Annotated in this window: 17 protein-coding genes; 5 read left to right on the top strand and 12 right to left on the bottom strand. The window is 66.9% G+C overall.

Annotated elements, in window-relative coordinates:
* Positions 1-23: 23 nt before the first annotated feature.
* Positions 24-512: an Lrp/AsnC family transcriptional regulator gene (locus tag ACOTSS_RS03505; RefSeq protein WP_448690153.1), complete on the bottom strand. Its 489-nt coding sequence runs from the start codon at positions 510-512 to the stop codon at positions 24-26.
* Between the two features lie 92 nt (positions 513-604).
* On the opposite strand from ACOTSS_RS03505, the gene ACOTSS_RS03510 reads away from it, so the two are divergent.
* The 4 genes from ACOTSS_RS03510 to sdhA all read left to right on the top strand — a co-directional run bounded on the left by ACOTSS_RS03510 (position 605) and on the right by sdhA (position 4,336).
* Complete coding sequence (locus ACOTSS_RS03510; RefSeq protein WP_448690154.1) at positions 605-1,573, top strand: DMT family transporter; 969 nt, start codon at positions 605-607, stop codon at positions 1,571-1,573.
* 118 nt (positions 1,574-1,691) lie between these two features.
* Positions 1,692-2,135 (top strand): succinate dehydrogenase, cytochrome b556 subunit, encoded by a 444-nt coding sequence (sdhC, locus tag ACOTSS_RS03515; protein ID WP_448690155.1) that lies wholly within the window; start codon positions 1,692-1,694, stop codon positions 2,133-2,135.
* Positions 2,128-2,532, top strand: coding sequence for a succinate dehydrogenase, hydrophobic membrane anchor protein (gene sdhD, locus ACOTSS_RS03520; protein WP_448690156.1), 405 nt, complete (start codon positions 2,128-2,130; stop codon positions 2,530-2,532). The genes sdhC and sdhD overlap by 8 nt, the downstream gene beginning before the upstream one ends.
* 1 nt (position 2,533) lies before the next feature.
* Positions 2,534-4,336 carry a succinate dehydrogenase flavoprotein subunit gene (gene sdhA, locus ACOTSS_RS03525; RefSeq protein WP_448690157.1) on the top strand — a complete coding sequence of 601 codons (1,803 nt, stop codon included), beginning with the start codon at positions 2,534-2,536 and terminating at the stop codon, positions 4,334-4,336.
* Between the two features lie 138 nt (positions 4,337-4,474).
* Here the strand turns inward: sdhA and ACOTSS_RS03530 are convergent, their stop codons facing one another.
* From ACOTSS_RS03530 to leuC, 7 genes are all read right to left on the bottom strand, one after another.
* Entirely contained in the window at positions 4,475-4,771 is a 297-nt protein-coding gene (locus ACOTSS_RS03530) for a type II toxin-antitoxin system RelE/ParE family toxin (protein WP_448690158.1), read from the bottom strand.
* Entirely contained in the window at positions 4,764-5,015 is a 252-nt protein-coding gene (locus ACOTSS_RS03535; protein WP_448690159.1) for a type II toxin-antitoxin system ParD family antitoxin, read from the bottom strand. Before ACOTSS_RS03535 ends, ACOTSS_RS03530 begins: the two co-directional genes overlap by 8 nt.
* A 50-nt stretch (positions 5,016-5,065) precedes the next feature.
* Entirely contained in the window at positions 5,066-5,359 is a 294-nt protein-coding gene (locus ACOTSS_RS03540) for a hypothetical protein (protein ID WP_448690160.1), read from the bottom strand.
* A 64-nt stretch (positions 5,360-5,423) separates the two neighbouring features.
* Positions 5,424-5,591 (bottom strand): DUF167 domain-containing protein, encoded by a 168-nt coding sequence (locus ACOTSS_RS03545; RefSeq protein WP_448690161.1) that lies wholly within the window; start codon positions 5,589-5,591, stop codon positions 5,424-5,426.
* Between the two features lie 119 nt (positions 5,592-5,710).
* On the bottom strand, positions 5,711-6,706 hold the full coding sequence (locus ACOTSS_RS03550; RefSeq protein ID WP_448690162.1) for an NADPH:quinone oxidoreductase family protein: 996 nt from the start codon (positions 6,704-6,706) through the stop codon (positions 5,711-5,713).
* 111 nt (positions 6,707-6,817) lie between these two features.
* The gene (gene leuD, locus ACOTSS_RS03555) at positions 6,818-7,408 is read right to left on the bottom strand and encodes a 3-isopropylmalate dehydratase small subunit (protein ID WP_448690163.1); all 591 of its coding nucleotides are present in this window, start codon (positions 7,406-7,408) and stop codon (positions 6,818-6,820) included.
* A complete protein-coding gene (leuC, locus tag ACOTSS_RS03560) occupies positions 7,405-8,835 on the bottom strand; it encodes a 3-isopropylmalate dehydratase large subunit (protein WP_448690164.1) in 1,431 nt (476 codons plus the stop codon). Before leuC ends, leuD begins: the two co-directional genes overlap by 4 nt.
* 211 nt (positions 8,836-9,046) lie before the next feature.
* On the opposite strand from leuC, the gene ACOTSS_RS03565 reads away from it, so the two are divergent.
* Entirely contained in the window at positions 9,047-9,565 is a 519-nt protein-coding gene (locus ACOTSS_RS03565; RefSeq protein ID WP_448690165.1) for a sterol desaturase family protein, read from the top strand.
* A 13-nt stretch (positions 9,566-9,578) separates the two neighbouring features.
* Here the strand turns inward: ACOTSS_RS03565 and ACOTSS_RS03570 are convergent, their stop codons facing one another.
* The 4 genes from ACOTSS_RS03570 to ACOTSS_RS03585 form a co-directional block, all read right to left on the bottom strand.
* Positions 9,579-9,992: a hypothetical protein gene (locus ACOTSS_RS03570; RefSeq protein ID WP_448690166.1), complete on the bottom strand. Its 414-nt coding sequence runs from the start codon at positions 9,990-9,992 to the stop codon at positions 9,579-9,581.
* A gap of 2 nt (positions 9,993-9,994) precedes the next feature.
* The gene (locus tag ACOTSS_RS03575; RefSeq protein WP_448690167.1) at positions 9,995-10,675 is read right to left on the bottom strand and encodes a glutathione S-transferase family protein; all 681 of its coding nucleotides are present in this window, start codon (positions 10,673-10,675) and stop codon (positions 9,995-9,997) included.
* A gap of 19 nt (positions 10,676-10,694) precedes the next feature.
* Complete coding sequence (locus ACOTSS_RS03580; protein WP_448690168.1) at positions 10,695-11,996, bottom strand: serine hydrolase domain-containing protein; 1,302 nt, start codon at positions 11,994-11,996, stop codon at positions 10,695-10,697.
* An 83-nt stretch (positions 11,997-12,079) separates the two neighbouring features.
* Positions 12,080-13,537 carry a S41 family peptidase gene (locus ACOTSS_RS03585; RefSeq protein WP_448690169.1) on the bottom strand — a complete coding sequence of 486 codons (1,458 nt, stop codon included), beginning with the start codon at positions 13,535-13,537 and terminating at the stop codon, positions 12,080-12,082.
* Positions 13,538-13,649 lie beyond the last annotated feature (112 nt).

The following is a 13,649-nucleotide window of genomic DNA, read 5'->3' on the forward strand; positions in this document are numbered from 1 at the left end:
CGCGGCGGCGCGGCTGAACGCGCTCAGGCGATCCATATCTCCGCGCCGGTCTTCACCCGGTTGAGCGCGATGAGGCTGCGAAAACTCGCCACCGCGTCATTGTCGGCGAACAGGCGCCGGCTGATCGCTTCATATTCGATCACGTCGCGGGTCACGATCACCAGCACAAAGCTGATCCCGCCGGTCACATAATAGCATTGCTGCACTTCCGGGGCCGCGAGGAACAGCGCCTTCGCGCCGTCGACCGTGGGCGGGCGCTCGTCGATCAGATGGACCTCGACGATCGCGGTGATCGTCATGCCGAGGGCGCCGGTGTCGACGATCGCGACATTGCGTTCGATGATCCCCGCCGCCTCCATCGCGGCGATGCGCCGCTGCACCGCTGCCGCCGACAGGTTCACCGCTTCGGCGATTTCGCGCTGCGGCGTCCTGTTGTCGCGCTGCAGGATGCGCAGGATCGCGCGGTCGAAATGGTCGAGCCTGCGCTCGCCGGATGCTTTGGGTCGGCCCATAGCCGAGTATTTGTTGCATTTTACCCCCGAAGCAAGCGTCCTTCGCTCGCTTCGTCGATGCTATTCCCCGCTCAACGACAGTGAGGATCGCCATGACCATCGCCATCGCCGGCGCGTCCGGCACGCATCGAATCGGAACCGGCCTCGCGTGCGGCATGGGGGCGGGCGCCTTGTGGGGGCTGGTGTTCCTCGCGCCCGAACTGGTGCGTGGTTTCACCCCGCTTCAGCTCGCAATCGGGCGTTACCTCGCTTTCGGCGCGATCGCGGCGGTGCTGATTGCGCCGCGCTGGCACACGCTGGCCGGCGGGCTCGCGCGGCGCGACTGGGTGGCGCTGGTCTGGCTCGCGCTTGCGGGGAACACGCTCTATTACATCCTGCTTTCGGCCGCGGTGCAGACGGGCGGGATCGCGATGACGTCGCTCGTCATCGGCTTCCTGCCGGTCGCCGTCACCCTGATCGGCAGCCGTGATCGGGACGCGGCTCCGCTGGGGCGCCTCGTGCCGTCGCTGCTCTTCTGCGCGGCGGGAGCGGTCTGCATCGGCTGGCAGGCGATCAGCGCGCCGGCATCGGACGATGGCGGCGGGGGGATGATCGGGCTGCTGTGCGCGGTGGGCGCGCTCGTGTCGTGGACCGCTTATGCCGTCGGCAACAGCCGCTGCCTCGCGCGCCTCGATCATGTCTCGGCGCACGACTGGAACCTGCTGACCGGCGTTGTCACCGGCGCGCAGGCGCTCGCGCTGATCCCGCTCACCCTGCTGATCGAGCCGATCCGCCATGATGCCGCCGCCTGGCTCCGCTTCGCGGGCGTGTCGGTTGGCGTGGCGCTTCTCGCCTCGATCGCCGGCAACGCGCTGTGGAACCGGATGAACCGCCTGCTGCCGCTGACGATGGTCGGGCAGATGATCCTGTTCGAAACGCTCTTCGCGCTGCTCTATGGATTCGCCTGGGAAAGGCGGTTCCCCACGCTGCTCGAAGTGGCGGCGTTCGCGTTGGTCGTCGCCAGCGTCCTCTCCTGCATCGCCGCGCACCGTCGGCATCCGCCCGCCGTGCTGGCGAGCTGAGCGGCGGACCCCGGCGGGCAAATTCTTTCCCATTCGCCCCCTAAGCAATTGCATATCGCGGCGGGAAGGCTTAACCGGCCCGCATCGACCGGATAGAGTCAGAAGATACGGGGCTGATATGGCTGGCAAGGAACCGGGCGGGCGACCGCTCTCTCCGCACCTCGGGGTGTATAAATGGGCGCCGTCGATGGCGGTCTCGATCTTCCACCGCATAACCGGCGACGGACTCGCGATCGTCGGGGCGCTGATGTTCCTTTGGTGGCTCGGCGCGATCGCCGCGGGTCCGGACGCCTATGCGGCCTTCGTCGCCTGCGTCTGGCACGACCCCGAAGCTGGCACCTCTCACCAGATCACCAATATCCTGGGGAAGGTCGTGCTGGTCGGCCTGACCTGGGCGCTGTTCCAGCATCTCCTCTCGGGCCTTCGCCACCTCGTTCTCGACACCGGCGCGGGTTATGAGCTGAAGACAAACAGGCTCTGGTCGATCCTCGTTTTCGTCGGCGCGATCCTCGCGACCGCGGCGGTCTGGCTCTATATCGCGAAGGAGGCGCTTCATGGGTAACGGAACGCGCCTCGGCCGCGTGCGCGGGCTCGGCCCGTCGCATCACGGCACCGGCCACTGGCTGCAGCAGCGGCTCACCGCACTCGGCAATCTGCTGCTCGTCACCTGGTTCTTCGTCTCGCTCCTCCGCCTGCCGCTGGCCGATCATGGCGCGGTGGCGCGCTGGGCCTCGAACCCGACCGTCGCGCTCGGCCTGATTCTGCTCGTCGTCAGCGTCTTCTGGCACTTCCGCCTCGGACTGCAGGTGATGATCGAGGATTATGTCCATGGCGAAGCGGCGAAATTGCTGTCGCTCGTCATCCTGAATTTCTACGCGATCGGCGGCGCGGCCTTCGGAATCTTCGCGATCGTTCGCATCGCACTGGCGCCCGCCGCGCTCGGCCCGGGGGGCATGTAAGATGACCGAAGCGTACAAGATCATCGACCACACATACGACACCGTCGTCGTCGGCGCCGGCGGCTCGGGCCTGCGCGCCACGATGGGCAGCGCCGAAGCGGGCCTCAAGACCGCGTGCATCACCAAGGTGTTCCCGACCCGCAGCCACACCGTCGCGGCGCAGGGCGGCATCGCCGCCAGCCTGTGCAACAATACGCCGGACCATTGGCAGTGGCACATGTACGACACCGTCAAGGGCTCCGACTGGCTCGGCGACCAGGACGCGATCGAATATATGGTGCGCGAGGCGCCGCAGGCGGTCTACGAACTCGAACATGCCGGCGTGCCGTTCAGCCGCAACCCGGACGGCACCATCTATCAGCGCCCGTTCGGCGGCCATATGCAGAATATGGGCGAGGGCCCGCCGGTGCAGCGCACCTGCGCCGCGGCCGACCGCACCGGCCACGCGATGCTTCACGCGCTCTATCAGCAGAGCCTGAAGTATGACGCGGACTTCTTCATCGAATATTTCGCGCTCGACCTGATCATGGAGGATGGCGCGTGCCGTGGCGTGGTTGCGCTGTGCCTCGAGGACGGCAGCATCCACCGCTTCCGCAGCCAGGCCGTCGTGCTCGCGACCGGCGGCTACGGCCGCACCTATTTCACGGCCACCTCGGCGCACACCTGCACCGGCGACGGCGGCGGCATGGTGCTGCGCGCCGGCCTGCCGCTGCAGGACATGGAATTCGTGCAGTTCCATCCGACCGGCATCTATGGCGCCGGCGTCCTCATCACCGAGGGTGCGCGCGGCGAGGGCGGTTACCTGACCAACAGCGAGGGCGAGCGCTTCATGGAACGCTATGCCCCGTCGGCGAAGGACCTCGCCTCGCGCGACGTCGTCTCGCGCTCGATGGCGCTCGAAATCCGCGAAGGCCGCGGCGTCGGTCCGCACAAGGATCACATCTACCTGCACCTCGACCATATCGACCCCAAGGTGCTCGCCGAGCGTCTGCCCGGCATCACCGAGAGCGGCAAGATCTTCGCCGGGGTCGACCTGACCCGTGCGCCGCTGCCCGTGGTGCCGACGGTCCATTACAATATGGGCGGCATCCCGACCAATTATCATGGCGAGGTGGTGACGCTGAAGGACGGCGACCCCGAGCATGTCGTCCCCGGCCTGTTCGCGGTGGGCGAAGCGGCGTGCGTGTCGGTCCACGGCGCGAACCGCCTGGGCTCGAACAGCCTGATCGACCTCGTCGTCTTTGGCCGCGCGACCGGGCATCGCCTGAAGGAACTGCTGAAGCCCGGCGCGGCGCAGGCGTCGCTGCCCAAGGACAGCGCCGACCTCGCGCTCGGTCGCCTCGATCATTTTCGCAATGCCAGCGGCGGTTCCCCGACGGCGGAAATCCGCACCGAGATGCAGCGCGCCATGTCGCAGCACGCGGCGGTGTTCCGCACCGACGAGCTGATGGCCGAGGGCAAGGAAAAGCTCGCCAAGACCTATGCGCGGATGCAGGACGTTCATGTCACCGACCGCGGCCTGATCTGGAACACCGACCTCGTCGAAACGCTCGAGCTCGACAATCTGATCGCGCAGGCGACAGTGACGATGCACTCCGCCTTCAACCGCAAGGAAAGCCGCGGCGCCCACGCGCACGAGGATTTCCCGAACCGCGACGACGCGAACTGGATGAAGCACACGGTCAGCTGGTTCGACGGCTGGGGCGGCAAGGGCGGCGGCGTGAAACTCGATTACCGCCCGGTCCACGAATATACGCTGTCCGACGACGTCGAATATATCAAGCCGAAGGCGCGGGTTTATTGAACTGAGGGGATAGTTTTCGGTAAGCCGGAACTCCACTTCCCCTATTCTCGTCATTGCGAGCAAAGCGAAGCAATCCAGAGTGCGCGTAAATCGTCCTGGATTGCTTCGCTTCGCTCGCAATGACGAATCAAAGCAATCTCAGCCCTTCAATTGCCGGACTCTATCTCGCCGCTCATGCAGTACGCGCACTACATCGACCCGCTCGTCGTCGATCAGATAGAATATGAAATGGTGGCCGCTCCGCGCGCGCCTCAGGCCCGGAAAGACTTCTGCCTCTTCGGGGTGGCGTAGTCCGTTCACCGCGAGATATTCGATGGTCCGGCGGATATCGCCGACATGGTGCCGGGCCTGTTCGATGCCCCATTGTTCGATGGTGTAATCGGCGGTGTCTTCGATATCGACTTCCGCTTCGGGGCGGAGGATGACACTACGCATCGCTTTCGGGGCCGAACTTTCGTTCCATGAAAGCGTCCCAATCGAACGGATGGGCGGGGCCGCTATCGACGCCCTTCTGTATCTCGCGGCGCAACGCCTCTATACGATCGTCATAAGCAATGTACCGCCGCATCGGCTCGCGCACGACTTCGCTCGTCGTCGCGAACTCGCCCGATTCGACCTTGCGGCGGGCAAATTCGATGAAGGGTTCGCCCAAGGCGACCGAGGTGTTCTTTGCTGCCATGAAAGCATGTTACCAAATTTTGGTAACGTCATCCATTGCCGGCTGCTGGCCTATTCCCCGAACAGGCTCTTCATCGGATCGAGGTCGGAAAAGGGCTGGTCGACCTCGAGCCCCATCAGCCACAGTTTCTGGCATGCGATCAGGAAGAACATCAGCGCGATGGTCCAGACGATGACCGTCTTGATGACCTGCCAGCGCCGCGCTTCATAGGCCGCCTTGGCGCGCGCCTTGTGGTCGATGCCGAGCTCGCCCTCGAACTCGGCGACGAGCTGCGCGCGGCGGGTGCGCGAGATATTCGCCACGCTCGCGGCACTTGCTTCACCCATCGAACGGCGAGTCGCCATCAATCCCACCTTGCGCCCGGTTCAGTCGAGCCTCGCACGATAGGCGAAAGCCCCTGACAAAGCGTTAACCGGCGTCGGGCAGGGTTACCCCGACGAGCTTGGTCCGCCCGGTCGCGCCGCGGATCAGCGTCAGGTCGCGGCGTGCGCAGCCGAGCGCCGCGGCGAGCAGTTTCAGCACCGCCTCGTTCGCGGCGCCGTCGGCGGGCGGCGCGGTCACGCGCACCTGCACCACACCGTCGGCAATCGCAACCGCGTCGCGGCTTGCGCCCGGCGTGACGCGCAGCTCAAGCCGGCCCGTCGGCGCCGCGAGCGTGCGCAGCGCCTCGGTCAGCGCCGGGTCGGGGCGATATTTCAGAGGGTGACGACCAGCTTGCCGACCGCGCTGCGATCGCCGAGCTTGGCGATCGCCTTGCCGCCGTCTTCAAGCGCAAAGGTCTCGGTGACCCGCGGCTTGATCTTGCCCTGTTCCCACAGCTGGAACAGTCGCGCGATATTAGCGCGGTTGCGCGCGGGCTCGCGCGCGACGAAAGCGCCCCAGAACACGCCCGCGACGTCGCAGCTCTTGAGCAGGGTCAGGTTGAGCGGCAGGCGCGGGATGCCGGCGGGGAAGCCGACGACGAGGTAGCGGCCCTCCCACGCGATCGAGCGCAGCGCCGGCTCGGCATAATCGCCGCCGACCGCGTCGTAGATCAGATTGGCGCCGTTCGGCCCCACCGCTTCCTTGAACCTGTTCGCGAGGTCCTTCGACTGGTCCTTGTCGAACGGCTGGCGGCCATAGATCACCACCTCGTCGGCGCCGGCAGCCCGTGCGATCTCGGCCTTCGCCTCGCTCGACACGCCGGCGACCACCCGCGCGCCGAACGCCTTGCCCAGTTCGACCGCGGCGATGCCGACCCCGCCCGACGCGCCGAGGACGAGCAGAGTGTCGCCTTCCTGGATGTGGCCGCGATCGACGAGCGCGTGGATGCTGGTGCCATAGGTCATCAGCAGCGATGCGCCCTCGGCGAAATCATGGCCTTCGGGCAGGTGATAGACATTGTGGACGCCGACCGCGACAGCTTCGGACATGCCGCCGTTGCCGCAACCCGCGAGCACGCGGTCGCCGACCTTGAACTCGGTCACGCCTTCGCCGACCTCGGCGACCAGCCCCGCGACCTCGCCGCCCGGCGCGAAGGGGCGCTCGGGGCGGAACTGATATTTATCCTCGATGATCAGCACGTCGGGAAAGTTGACCGCGCAGGCCTTCACGTCGATCACGATCTGCCCCTTGCCCGCGGTCGGGCGCGGCAGTTCGCCGAGCGTCAGCGTTTCGGGGCCGCCGGTCGCGGTCGACAGAAGAGCCTTCATCATCGTCTCCTTTTCTTCGTTGTGGCGGCACCGGCCCGCTCCCCCACCCGGCCTCCCACAGCTTATCCTGAGATGGGAGGCCGGGTGGGGGAGCGGGCCGGTGCCGTTACCTCATGCCGCCGGTCGCATCCAGGGACGCTCGGCGTCGAGCCTCTGTTCATAGGCGCCGATCGCGGCGTCGCTTTTCTCGGTCAGCGAAATCTCGTCGAGCCCTTCGAGCAGGCACATCTTGCGGAACGGGTCGATCTCGAAGGCGAAGCGGTCCTGAAACGGCGTGGTGACCGTCTGCGTGTCGAGGTCGACATGGATGGGGTCGGTTTGCGCGACCTCCATCAACCGGTCGATCGCGGCCTGCGGCAGCACGACGGGCAAAATGCCGTTCTTGACCGCATTGCCTGAAAAAATGTCCGAATAAGAGGGCGCGATGACAACCCGGATGCCGAGGTCGCCGAGCGCCCACGCCGCGTGCTCGCGGCTCGATCCGCAGCCGAAATTGTCGCCCGCGATCAGGATCGGCGCGTCTTGATATTCGGCGCTGTCGAACAGATTGTCGGGGTCGGCGCGCAGCGTCTCGAACGCGCCGCGTCCCATGCCTTCGCGGCTCGTCGTCTTCAGCCAGTGCGCGGGAATGATCACGTCGGTGTCGACATTCTTCAGCCCCAGCGGAATCGCGCGGCCTTCGACTTTCTCCAGCGGGGTCATGCCATCAACTCCCTGACGTCGGTGAGCCTGCCCGTCACCGCCGCCGCCGCCGCCATAGCTGGGCTGACGAGGTGGGTGCGGCTGCCCGGCCCCTGACGGCCGACGAAATTGCGGTTGCTGGTCGAGGCGCAGCGTTCGCCCGCGGGTACCTTGTCGGGGTTCATAGCGAGGCAGGCCGAGCAGCCCGGCTCGCGCCATTCGAGTCCGGCGTCGATGAAGATTCGGTCGAGCCCCTCGGCCTCGGCCTGGCGCTTCACGAGGCCCGATCCGGGGACGACGATCGCCCATTTGACGTTCGCCGCCTTCTTGCGGCCCTTGATCACGGCGGCGGCGGCGCGCATGTCCTCGATGCGGCTGTTGGTGCAGCTGCCGATGAAGATATTCTCGATTGCGACGTCCTGCATCCGCGTGCCGGGTTCGAGCCCCATATAGGCGAGGCTCTTGGCCGCAGCCGCCTGCTTCGACGGGTCGGCGAAGCTCGCGGGGTCGGGCACGACGCCGGTGATCGGCACGACGTCCTCGGGGCTGGTGCCCCAGGTGACGCTCGGGGCGATGTCGGCGGCGTCGATGACGACGGTCTTGTCGTAGGTCGCGCCCGGATCGGTCGCGAGGCTTTTCCAATAGGCGACCGCGGCGTCCCAGTCGGCGCCCTTCGGCGCATAGGGGCGGCCTTTCAGATAGGCGAAGGTCGTCTCGTCGGGCGCGATCAGCCCGGCGCGCGCGCCGCCCTCGATCGCCATGTTGCTGATCGTCAGCCGGCCCTCGATCGACAGCGCGCGGATCGCACTGCCCGTATATTCGATGACGTGGCCGGTGCCGCCCGCGGCGCCGATCGTCCCGGTGATGTGGAGGATGATGTCCTTCGCGCTGACGCCGGGTCCGACCTCGCCCTCGACGCGCACTTCCATCGTCTTGGCGGGCTGGAGCAGCAGGGTCTGTGTCGCGAGCACATGCTCGACCTCGCTCGTCCCGATGCCGAAGGCGAGCGCGCCGATGCCGCCGTGGCAGGCGGTGTGGCTGTCGCCGCAGACGATCGTCGTGCCGGGCAGCGAAAAGCCCTGCTCGGGGCCGACGACATGGACGATGCCCTGCTCGGGCGCGACCGCGTCGATGTAGCGGATGCCGAAATCAGGCGCATTCTTCTCCAGCGCCGCGAGCTGCGCTGCGCTTTCGGGGTCGGCGATCGGCAGCTTGTTGCCGTTCGCGTCGAGCCGCGCCGTCGTCGGCACATTATGGTCGGGCACCGCGAGCGTCAGGTCGGGCCGGCGCACCGTGCGCCCGCTCGCGCGAAGCCCCGCGAACGCCTGCGGGCTGGTGACTTCATGGACGAGATGGCGGTCGATGAAGATCAACGAGGTACCGTCGGGGCGCCGTTCGACGACGTGTGCGTCCCAGATTTTCTCATAGAGGGTGCGGGGCCGAGTCATGCGGTCCACTTAAGCCGGTTGCATAACAATGCAAGCGAGTGGCGATCAAAAACGCAATTTTCGGTCGTCGAGCTATTGCCACTTTTTCATCGTCATCCCGGACTTGATCCGGGATCCATTCTTCCCGCGCTGCGTGAATGGACCCCGGATCAAGTCCGGGGTGACGAAGGAGGAGGATGCACAGGAAGGGGAACCAGCCTATAATCGGGTCATGTCCACCCTCGCCATCATCGCCCTCATCTTCGCCACGGTCGTGGCGATGGAGGGCGTCGCCTGGGCGAGCCACAAATATATCATGCACGGCTTCGGCTGGGCGTGGCACTGCGACCATCACGAGCCGCACGACAAGCGGCTGGAAAAGAACGACCGCTTCGCGCTCGTCGGCGCCGCAATGAGCATTTCGATGTTCGCGGCCGGCAGCCCGATGATCCGGGGCGCAAGGGCGTGGGAACCGGGGACGTGGATCGGCCTCGGCATCCTTTTCTACGGCATCCTCTACACGCTGGCGCACGACGGCCTAGTCCACCAGCGCTGGTTCCGCTGGGTGCCGCGGCGCGGCTATGCGAAGCGGCTGGTGCAGGCGCACAAGCTCCACCACGCGACGCTCGGCAAGGAAGGCGGGGTCAGTTTCGGCTTCCTGCTCGCGCGCGATCCCGCGACGCTGAAGGCCGAACTGAAGGCGCAGCGCGAGGCGGGGGTCGCGGTGGTCAGGGAAGCGCTAGCGGACTAGGCCGCCGTGCGGATCATTCGCCGAGAAAGAGATTCTTGACCTTGCCTTCGGAAGACACGCACAGCTGAATATCCCCGCCGACCCCTGGCGGTTCCAAAATGAAGAGGAAGCAACGGTCGCCTGCGTCGCGGGAGCGCAATTCATAGCCGCAATATTCCGATTTGAAGACAGGGGCGCTTATCCCGCCGGCATCGGCTGCGGCTTTGGCCGCTATGGCCGCGGTGGAATCCGAACCGTCGATCGGTACACTCTTCCAGTTCCGGATTTCTGCATATTCGTTTGCCTCGCAATTCGCGAACGTCCGTTCAGTATCTCCCGGATTTGCACTTTGCGTCTTTCTGTCCGGCGTCTGGCATCCTGCCAAACCGAGGCTGCCAATCAACAGTGGGTAGCCGATGGCACGGCGCAGGGAGTGGCCCCGATCCAAAATCAGCTTTGCCTGTAATCGGCCGTAATCACGCCCGCCGCCGCCAGCTCGGCCTCATGGCTTTCCTCGCGCCAGCTTTCGGCGAGCGCCTGCCGTTCCCACTCCAGCATCGCGGGATGCGCGAGCATCGCGTTGACCCACGCCTGCCCGGCGCCGACGTCGAGGCCATAGGTGCGGATGCGGAAGGCGACGGGCGCGAAGAAGGCGTCGACCGCGGTGAAGGCGTCGCCCGCCAGCCACGGCCCGCCGAAGCGCGCCAGCCCCTCTTCGAACAGTTCGCGGACCCGCGCGACATTGGCCGCGAGCGCGTCCGACATCGGCTTCGGCTGCACGCGGACACCCACGTTCATCGTGCAATCGTTGCGCAACGCCGCAAAGCCGCTGTGCATCTCGCACGCCGCGCACTGCGCCCAGGCGCGCGCGTCGGGATCGGTGGGCCAGACGCCGTCGTGCCGGTCGGCCAGATAGAGGGCGATGCCCAGCGAGTCGTAAATCGTCCGCGCGCCGTCGAGCAGCGCCGGCACCTGCCCGGTCGGCGAGAAGCCGCGGAACGCCTCATAATTGACCGGCTTGGCGAATGGCTCGATCCGGTCCTCGAACGCGATGCCGAGCCCCTTCATCAGCACCCAGGGGCGCAGCGACCAGCTCGAATAATTGCGGTTGGCGGTGATCAGTTCGTACATGCGGGTCGCCTTCTCGCCCTTAGCCGGTTTGGGAGGTTCTCGCCGATCTGCCGGCGATTTCGCCTTTGACCGGGGGCAGTTTGCCGAGGTCGAGCCAGCGCGCGTCTTCGCGCTTGTGGTAGCTGTCGATCACGGCGAAGGGGATGCGGAAGGGAAATCCCCAATCGCTGTTCCACATCGCAACGACGCCGGTCCGCGTCGCCGGTTCGAACATCAGCGTGGCGCGATAGCCCGAAACCGCGCCCGAATGGCCTTCGAGCCGGCGACCGTCATAGGTGAAGCTCCGCCAGCCCAGGCCATAGTCCGCATCGCTGGTGGCCTGGCGCAAGGCGCCGCCATAGAGCCGCGCCGTACCCACGCGCGGGCGGTGGGCGATCTCGAGGACCGCCTTCGGCAGCACCTCCGGGCGCTTTCCCATCATCGCCTGCATCCAGCGCGCGAAATCGACGACATCGCTTTCGACGCCCGCGGCGGCGGGAATGCGCCAATAGGATTCGGTGAGCGGCAGGATCGTCCGGCCGCGATGCGGCCTCGCCCAATCCCTGGCGCCCGTCAGCCGCTCCATCCCATATCCCGCGCTGACCATGCCGAGCGGGAGGAAGAGCCGGTCGCTCACCGCGTCGGGGAAGGATTTGTGCGCGGCCTGTCCCAATATCTCGCTCGCGGCGTCGAAGGCGATGTTCTGATAGGTGTGGCAGGTTCCGGGTTCGCATTGCAGCGGTGCGTTGACGAGACCCGCGCGAAGCAGCGCAGGGTTCTGCCCGGCCTCCAGCCGGTCGTCATAGGCGTTCTTGGTCAGGCCCGTGCGCTGGGCCAGAAGCTGGCCGAGCGTGACGTGCGCCTCGGCGCCGCCCGGAAGATGCAGCGACGTGCGCCACGCGGCGATAGGGCGGTCGAGGTCGACGGTGCCGTCCTGCGCCATCGCGGCGGCGAGGGCGCCCGTCGCGGTCTTCGACACCGAGGCCCAGCGGAACAGGGTGTGCGGCGTGACCGGCGCCCCGGTCGAGCGGTCGGCGACGCCATAGGTGCGAACGAAGCGCAATTTGCCGTCTTCCACCACCGCGACCGCGAGCCCCGCCATTTCGGGGCGCTGCGCCAGATCGGACAATTGCCGGTCGAGCGCGTGATAGTCGATCCGGCCGCGCCATTCGGCGGGTGTGTCGGGCAGATCCTCGGGAGCGTTGATCGGGATCGCGATGCTGGCGAGGGGCTGGCCGCCGCCGGAGGCGTGAAGACCGAACCAGCCCAGTCCCAATGCGGCGACCGCAAGGGGGACGAGAAGAAACCGCAGCGCGGACTTGTTATGGGATCGCGACCTCATATTCGGCCGCCCTCTTAGCCGCGACTTCTCCCGTCGTCACCCCCAACGAGCTGGTAGGAAGGATGGATGGGGCGAGCGGGCGGTCAGCGGCTTTCGGGCAGCGCCGCGATCCACCCCGCCAGCGCGACGGTGTCGCGCAGATCGCCTGGATAGCGATGCACCGGACGCAGCGGCTCGTTCGAGCCACGTGTCCGGCCGCGATAGACCTTCATCGGCACCGCGATGCGGGTGAGACCGCTCGGCAGAACGTCCTGCCGAACGTCCATATAGAGGGTGTCGGCGCTGGTTTCCCGCCCGACCTGGATCGCGCCGAGCGCCTTCCACAGGTCTGCGGCGTCGAGGCACGCCGAGGCGCAGCCGCTGTCGGTGACGAAATAGACCGGTCCCGCGGGCGGAGCGGGCGGTTCGCCGGGGGTCTTCTCCGGTTCGGCCTCGGTGAAGCGCCACAGCGGCTCGCCGCGATCGTGTGCGGCGGTGACGCCGTTCACCGTGGTGTCGATCCAGTGCTTCATCGCGTCCGACGTGCCCGGCGCATCGCGGACATGGTCGCGGAAATCGGTGAGCGTCTTCACATTGCCCGCCGAAGCGCGCCAGTCGACCCCTGTCGACCCCGGCAGCGCCTCGATGCGCTGCGGTCCCCAGAGGATCGCGGCGATCTGCGCCGACCAGTCGGACGAACCGCCATTGTTTCCGCGCAGGTCGAGCACGATGCGCGGCGCGGCGGCGATCGCGGCGCGGTCGGCGCGCATCGCCTCGATCAGCGGCCCGAGCGCCTTGGCGTCGGCCGAATCGGGATCGCCGTCGAACCCCGACAGGGCGAACCAGCGCGTCCCGTCGGCCAGCGTGCGCGCGGCGATCGGCGCGCGCGTCATCTGGTTGGTGTCGCGCACCCGCGCGGTCAGCGCGGCATTGTCGATCGGGTGCCAGTCGAGCGTCACCTCGCGCGCCGTATCGCCCACACGGAAGCGGCAGCGCACCGGGCGCGCGATAAAGGGATTGCCCTGGTCGACGAACAATTGCCCGCCGCGCAGCATGCGCCGCGAGGCGAGGAACCAGCGTCCTTCGAAGGCGCCGACATTCTCCGCCGCCAGCCTATCGGCGGGCCTGCCGTCGCAGCCTTCGAGCACCGCGCCGAGCGGAACGGGCGCGTCGTCGGCGCGCGTCTTCACCACCTGCGCCGCGCCCTCGAAGCCGGTCAGGAAGCCCGGCCAGCGCGCGGCGAAGGGCGGCGCCTTGTCGGTCGTGCCATAGCCCAGATGACCGTCGTCGAACGAGGCGGCATAGGCCTTGAGCGCATAATAATAGCCGGCGAAATCGGTGACCTTGTCCGCGCGCGCCAGCGCCAGAACGAGGCCAGCGTCGTTGCGCTGCGAAAAACCGGGATCGAGCGCGTTGACCGGACCCGGATGGTTCGCCGCGATATCGTCGTGCATCGCCTGCGCGTCGCTCCGCAGCGTCGCGGCCCAGTCGCGGGGCGGGGCGGGATCGGCGGGCGCGGCGTCTGGCGCGAGGACGAGCAGGGGCAGCAGGAGCATCGACATGCCCTCATGCTATCGCCACTGTATTATATTTGCAATACAGTTGATCAATCCGTCATTGCGAGCGAAGCGAAGCAACCCAGAGTGGCGCAAACCGCCCTGGATTGCTTCGCTT

This window comes from Sphingopyxis sp. NJF-3, from assembly GCF_053514865.1.

Coding starts and splice junctions, on each gene's coding strand:
- ACOTSS_RS03505 (WP_448690153.1), bottom strand. CDS start 512: ATGGGCCGACCCAAAGCATCCGGCGAGCGCAGGCTCGACCATTTCGAC.
- ACOTSS_RS03510 (WP_448690154.1), top strand. CDS start 605: ATGACCATCGCCATCGCCGGCGCGTCCGGCACGCATCGAATCGGAACC.
- sdhC (WP_448690155.1), top strand. CDS start 1,692: ATGGCTGGCAAGGAACCGGGCGGGCGACCGCTCTCTCCGCACCTCGGG.
- sdhD (WP_448690156.1), top strand. CDS start 2,128: ATGGGTAACGGAACGCGCCTCGGCCGCGTGCGCGGGCTCGGCCCGTCG.
- sdhA (WP_448690157.1), top strand. CDS start 2,534: ATGACCGAAGCGTACAAGATCATCGACCACACATACGACACCGTCGTC.
- ACOTSS_RS03530 (WP_448690158.1), bottom strand. CDS start 4,771: ATGCGTAGTGTCATCCTCCGCCCCGAAGCGGAAGTCGATATCGAAGAC.
- ACOTSS_RS03535 (WP_448690159.1), bottom strand. CDS start 5,015: ATGGCAGCAAAGAACACCTCGGTCGCCTTGGGCGAACCCTTCATCGAA.
- ACOTSS_RS03540 (WP_448690160.1), bottom strand. CDS start 5,359: ATGGCGACTCGCCGTTCGATGGGTGAAGCAAGTGCCGCGAGCGTGGCG.
- ACOTSS_RS03550 (WP_448690162.1), bottom strand. CDS start 6,706: ATGAAGGCTCTTCTGTCGACCGCGACCGGCGGCCCCGAAACGCTGACG.
- leuD (WP_448690163.1), bottom strand. CDS start 7,408: ATGACCCCGCTGGAGAAAGTCGAAGGCCGCGCGATTCCGCTGGGGCTG.
- leuC (WP_448690164.1), bottom strand. CDS start 8,835: ATGACTCGGCCCCGCACCCTCTATGAGAAAATCTGGGACGCACACGTC.
- ACOTSS_RS03565 (WP_448690165.1), top strand. CDS start 9,047: ATGTCCACCCTCGCCATCATCGCCCTCATCTTCGCCACGGTCGTGGCG.
- ACOTSS_RS03575 (WP_448690167.1), bottom strand. CDS start 10,675: ATGTACGAACTGATCACCGCCAACCGCAATTATTCGAGCTGGTCGCTG.
- ACOTSS_RS03580 (WP_448690168.1), bottom strand. CDS start 11,996: ATGAGGTCGCGATCCCATAACAAGTCCGCGCTGCGGTTTCTTCTCGTC.
- ACOTSS_RS03585 (WP_448690169.1), bottom strand. CDS start 13,537: ATGTCGATGCTCCTGCTGCCCCTGCTCGTCCTCGCGCCAGACGCCGCG.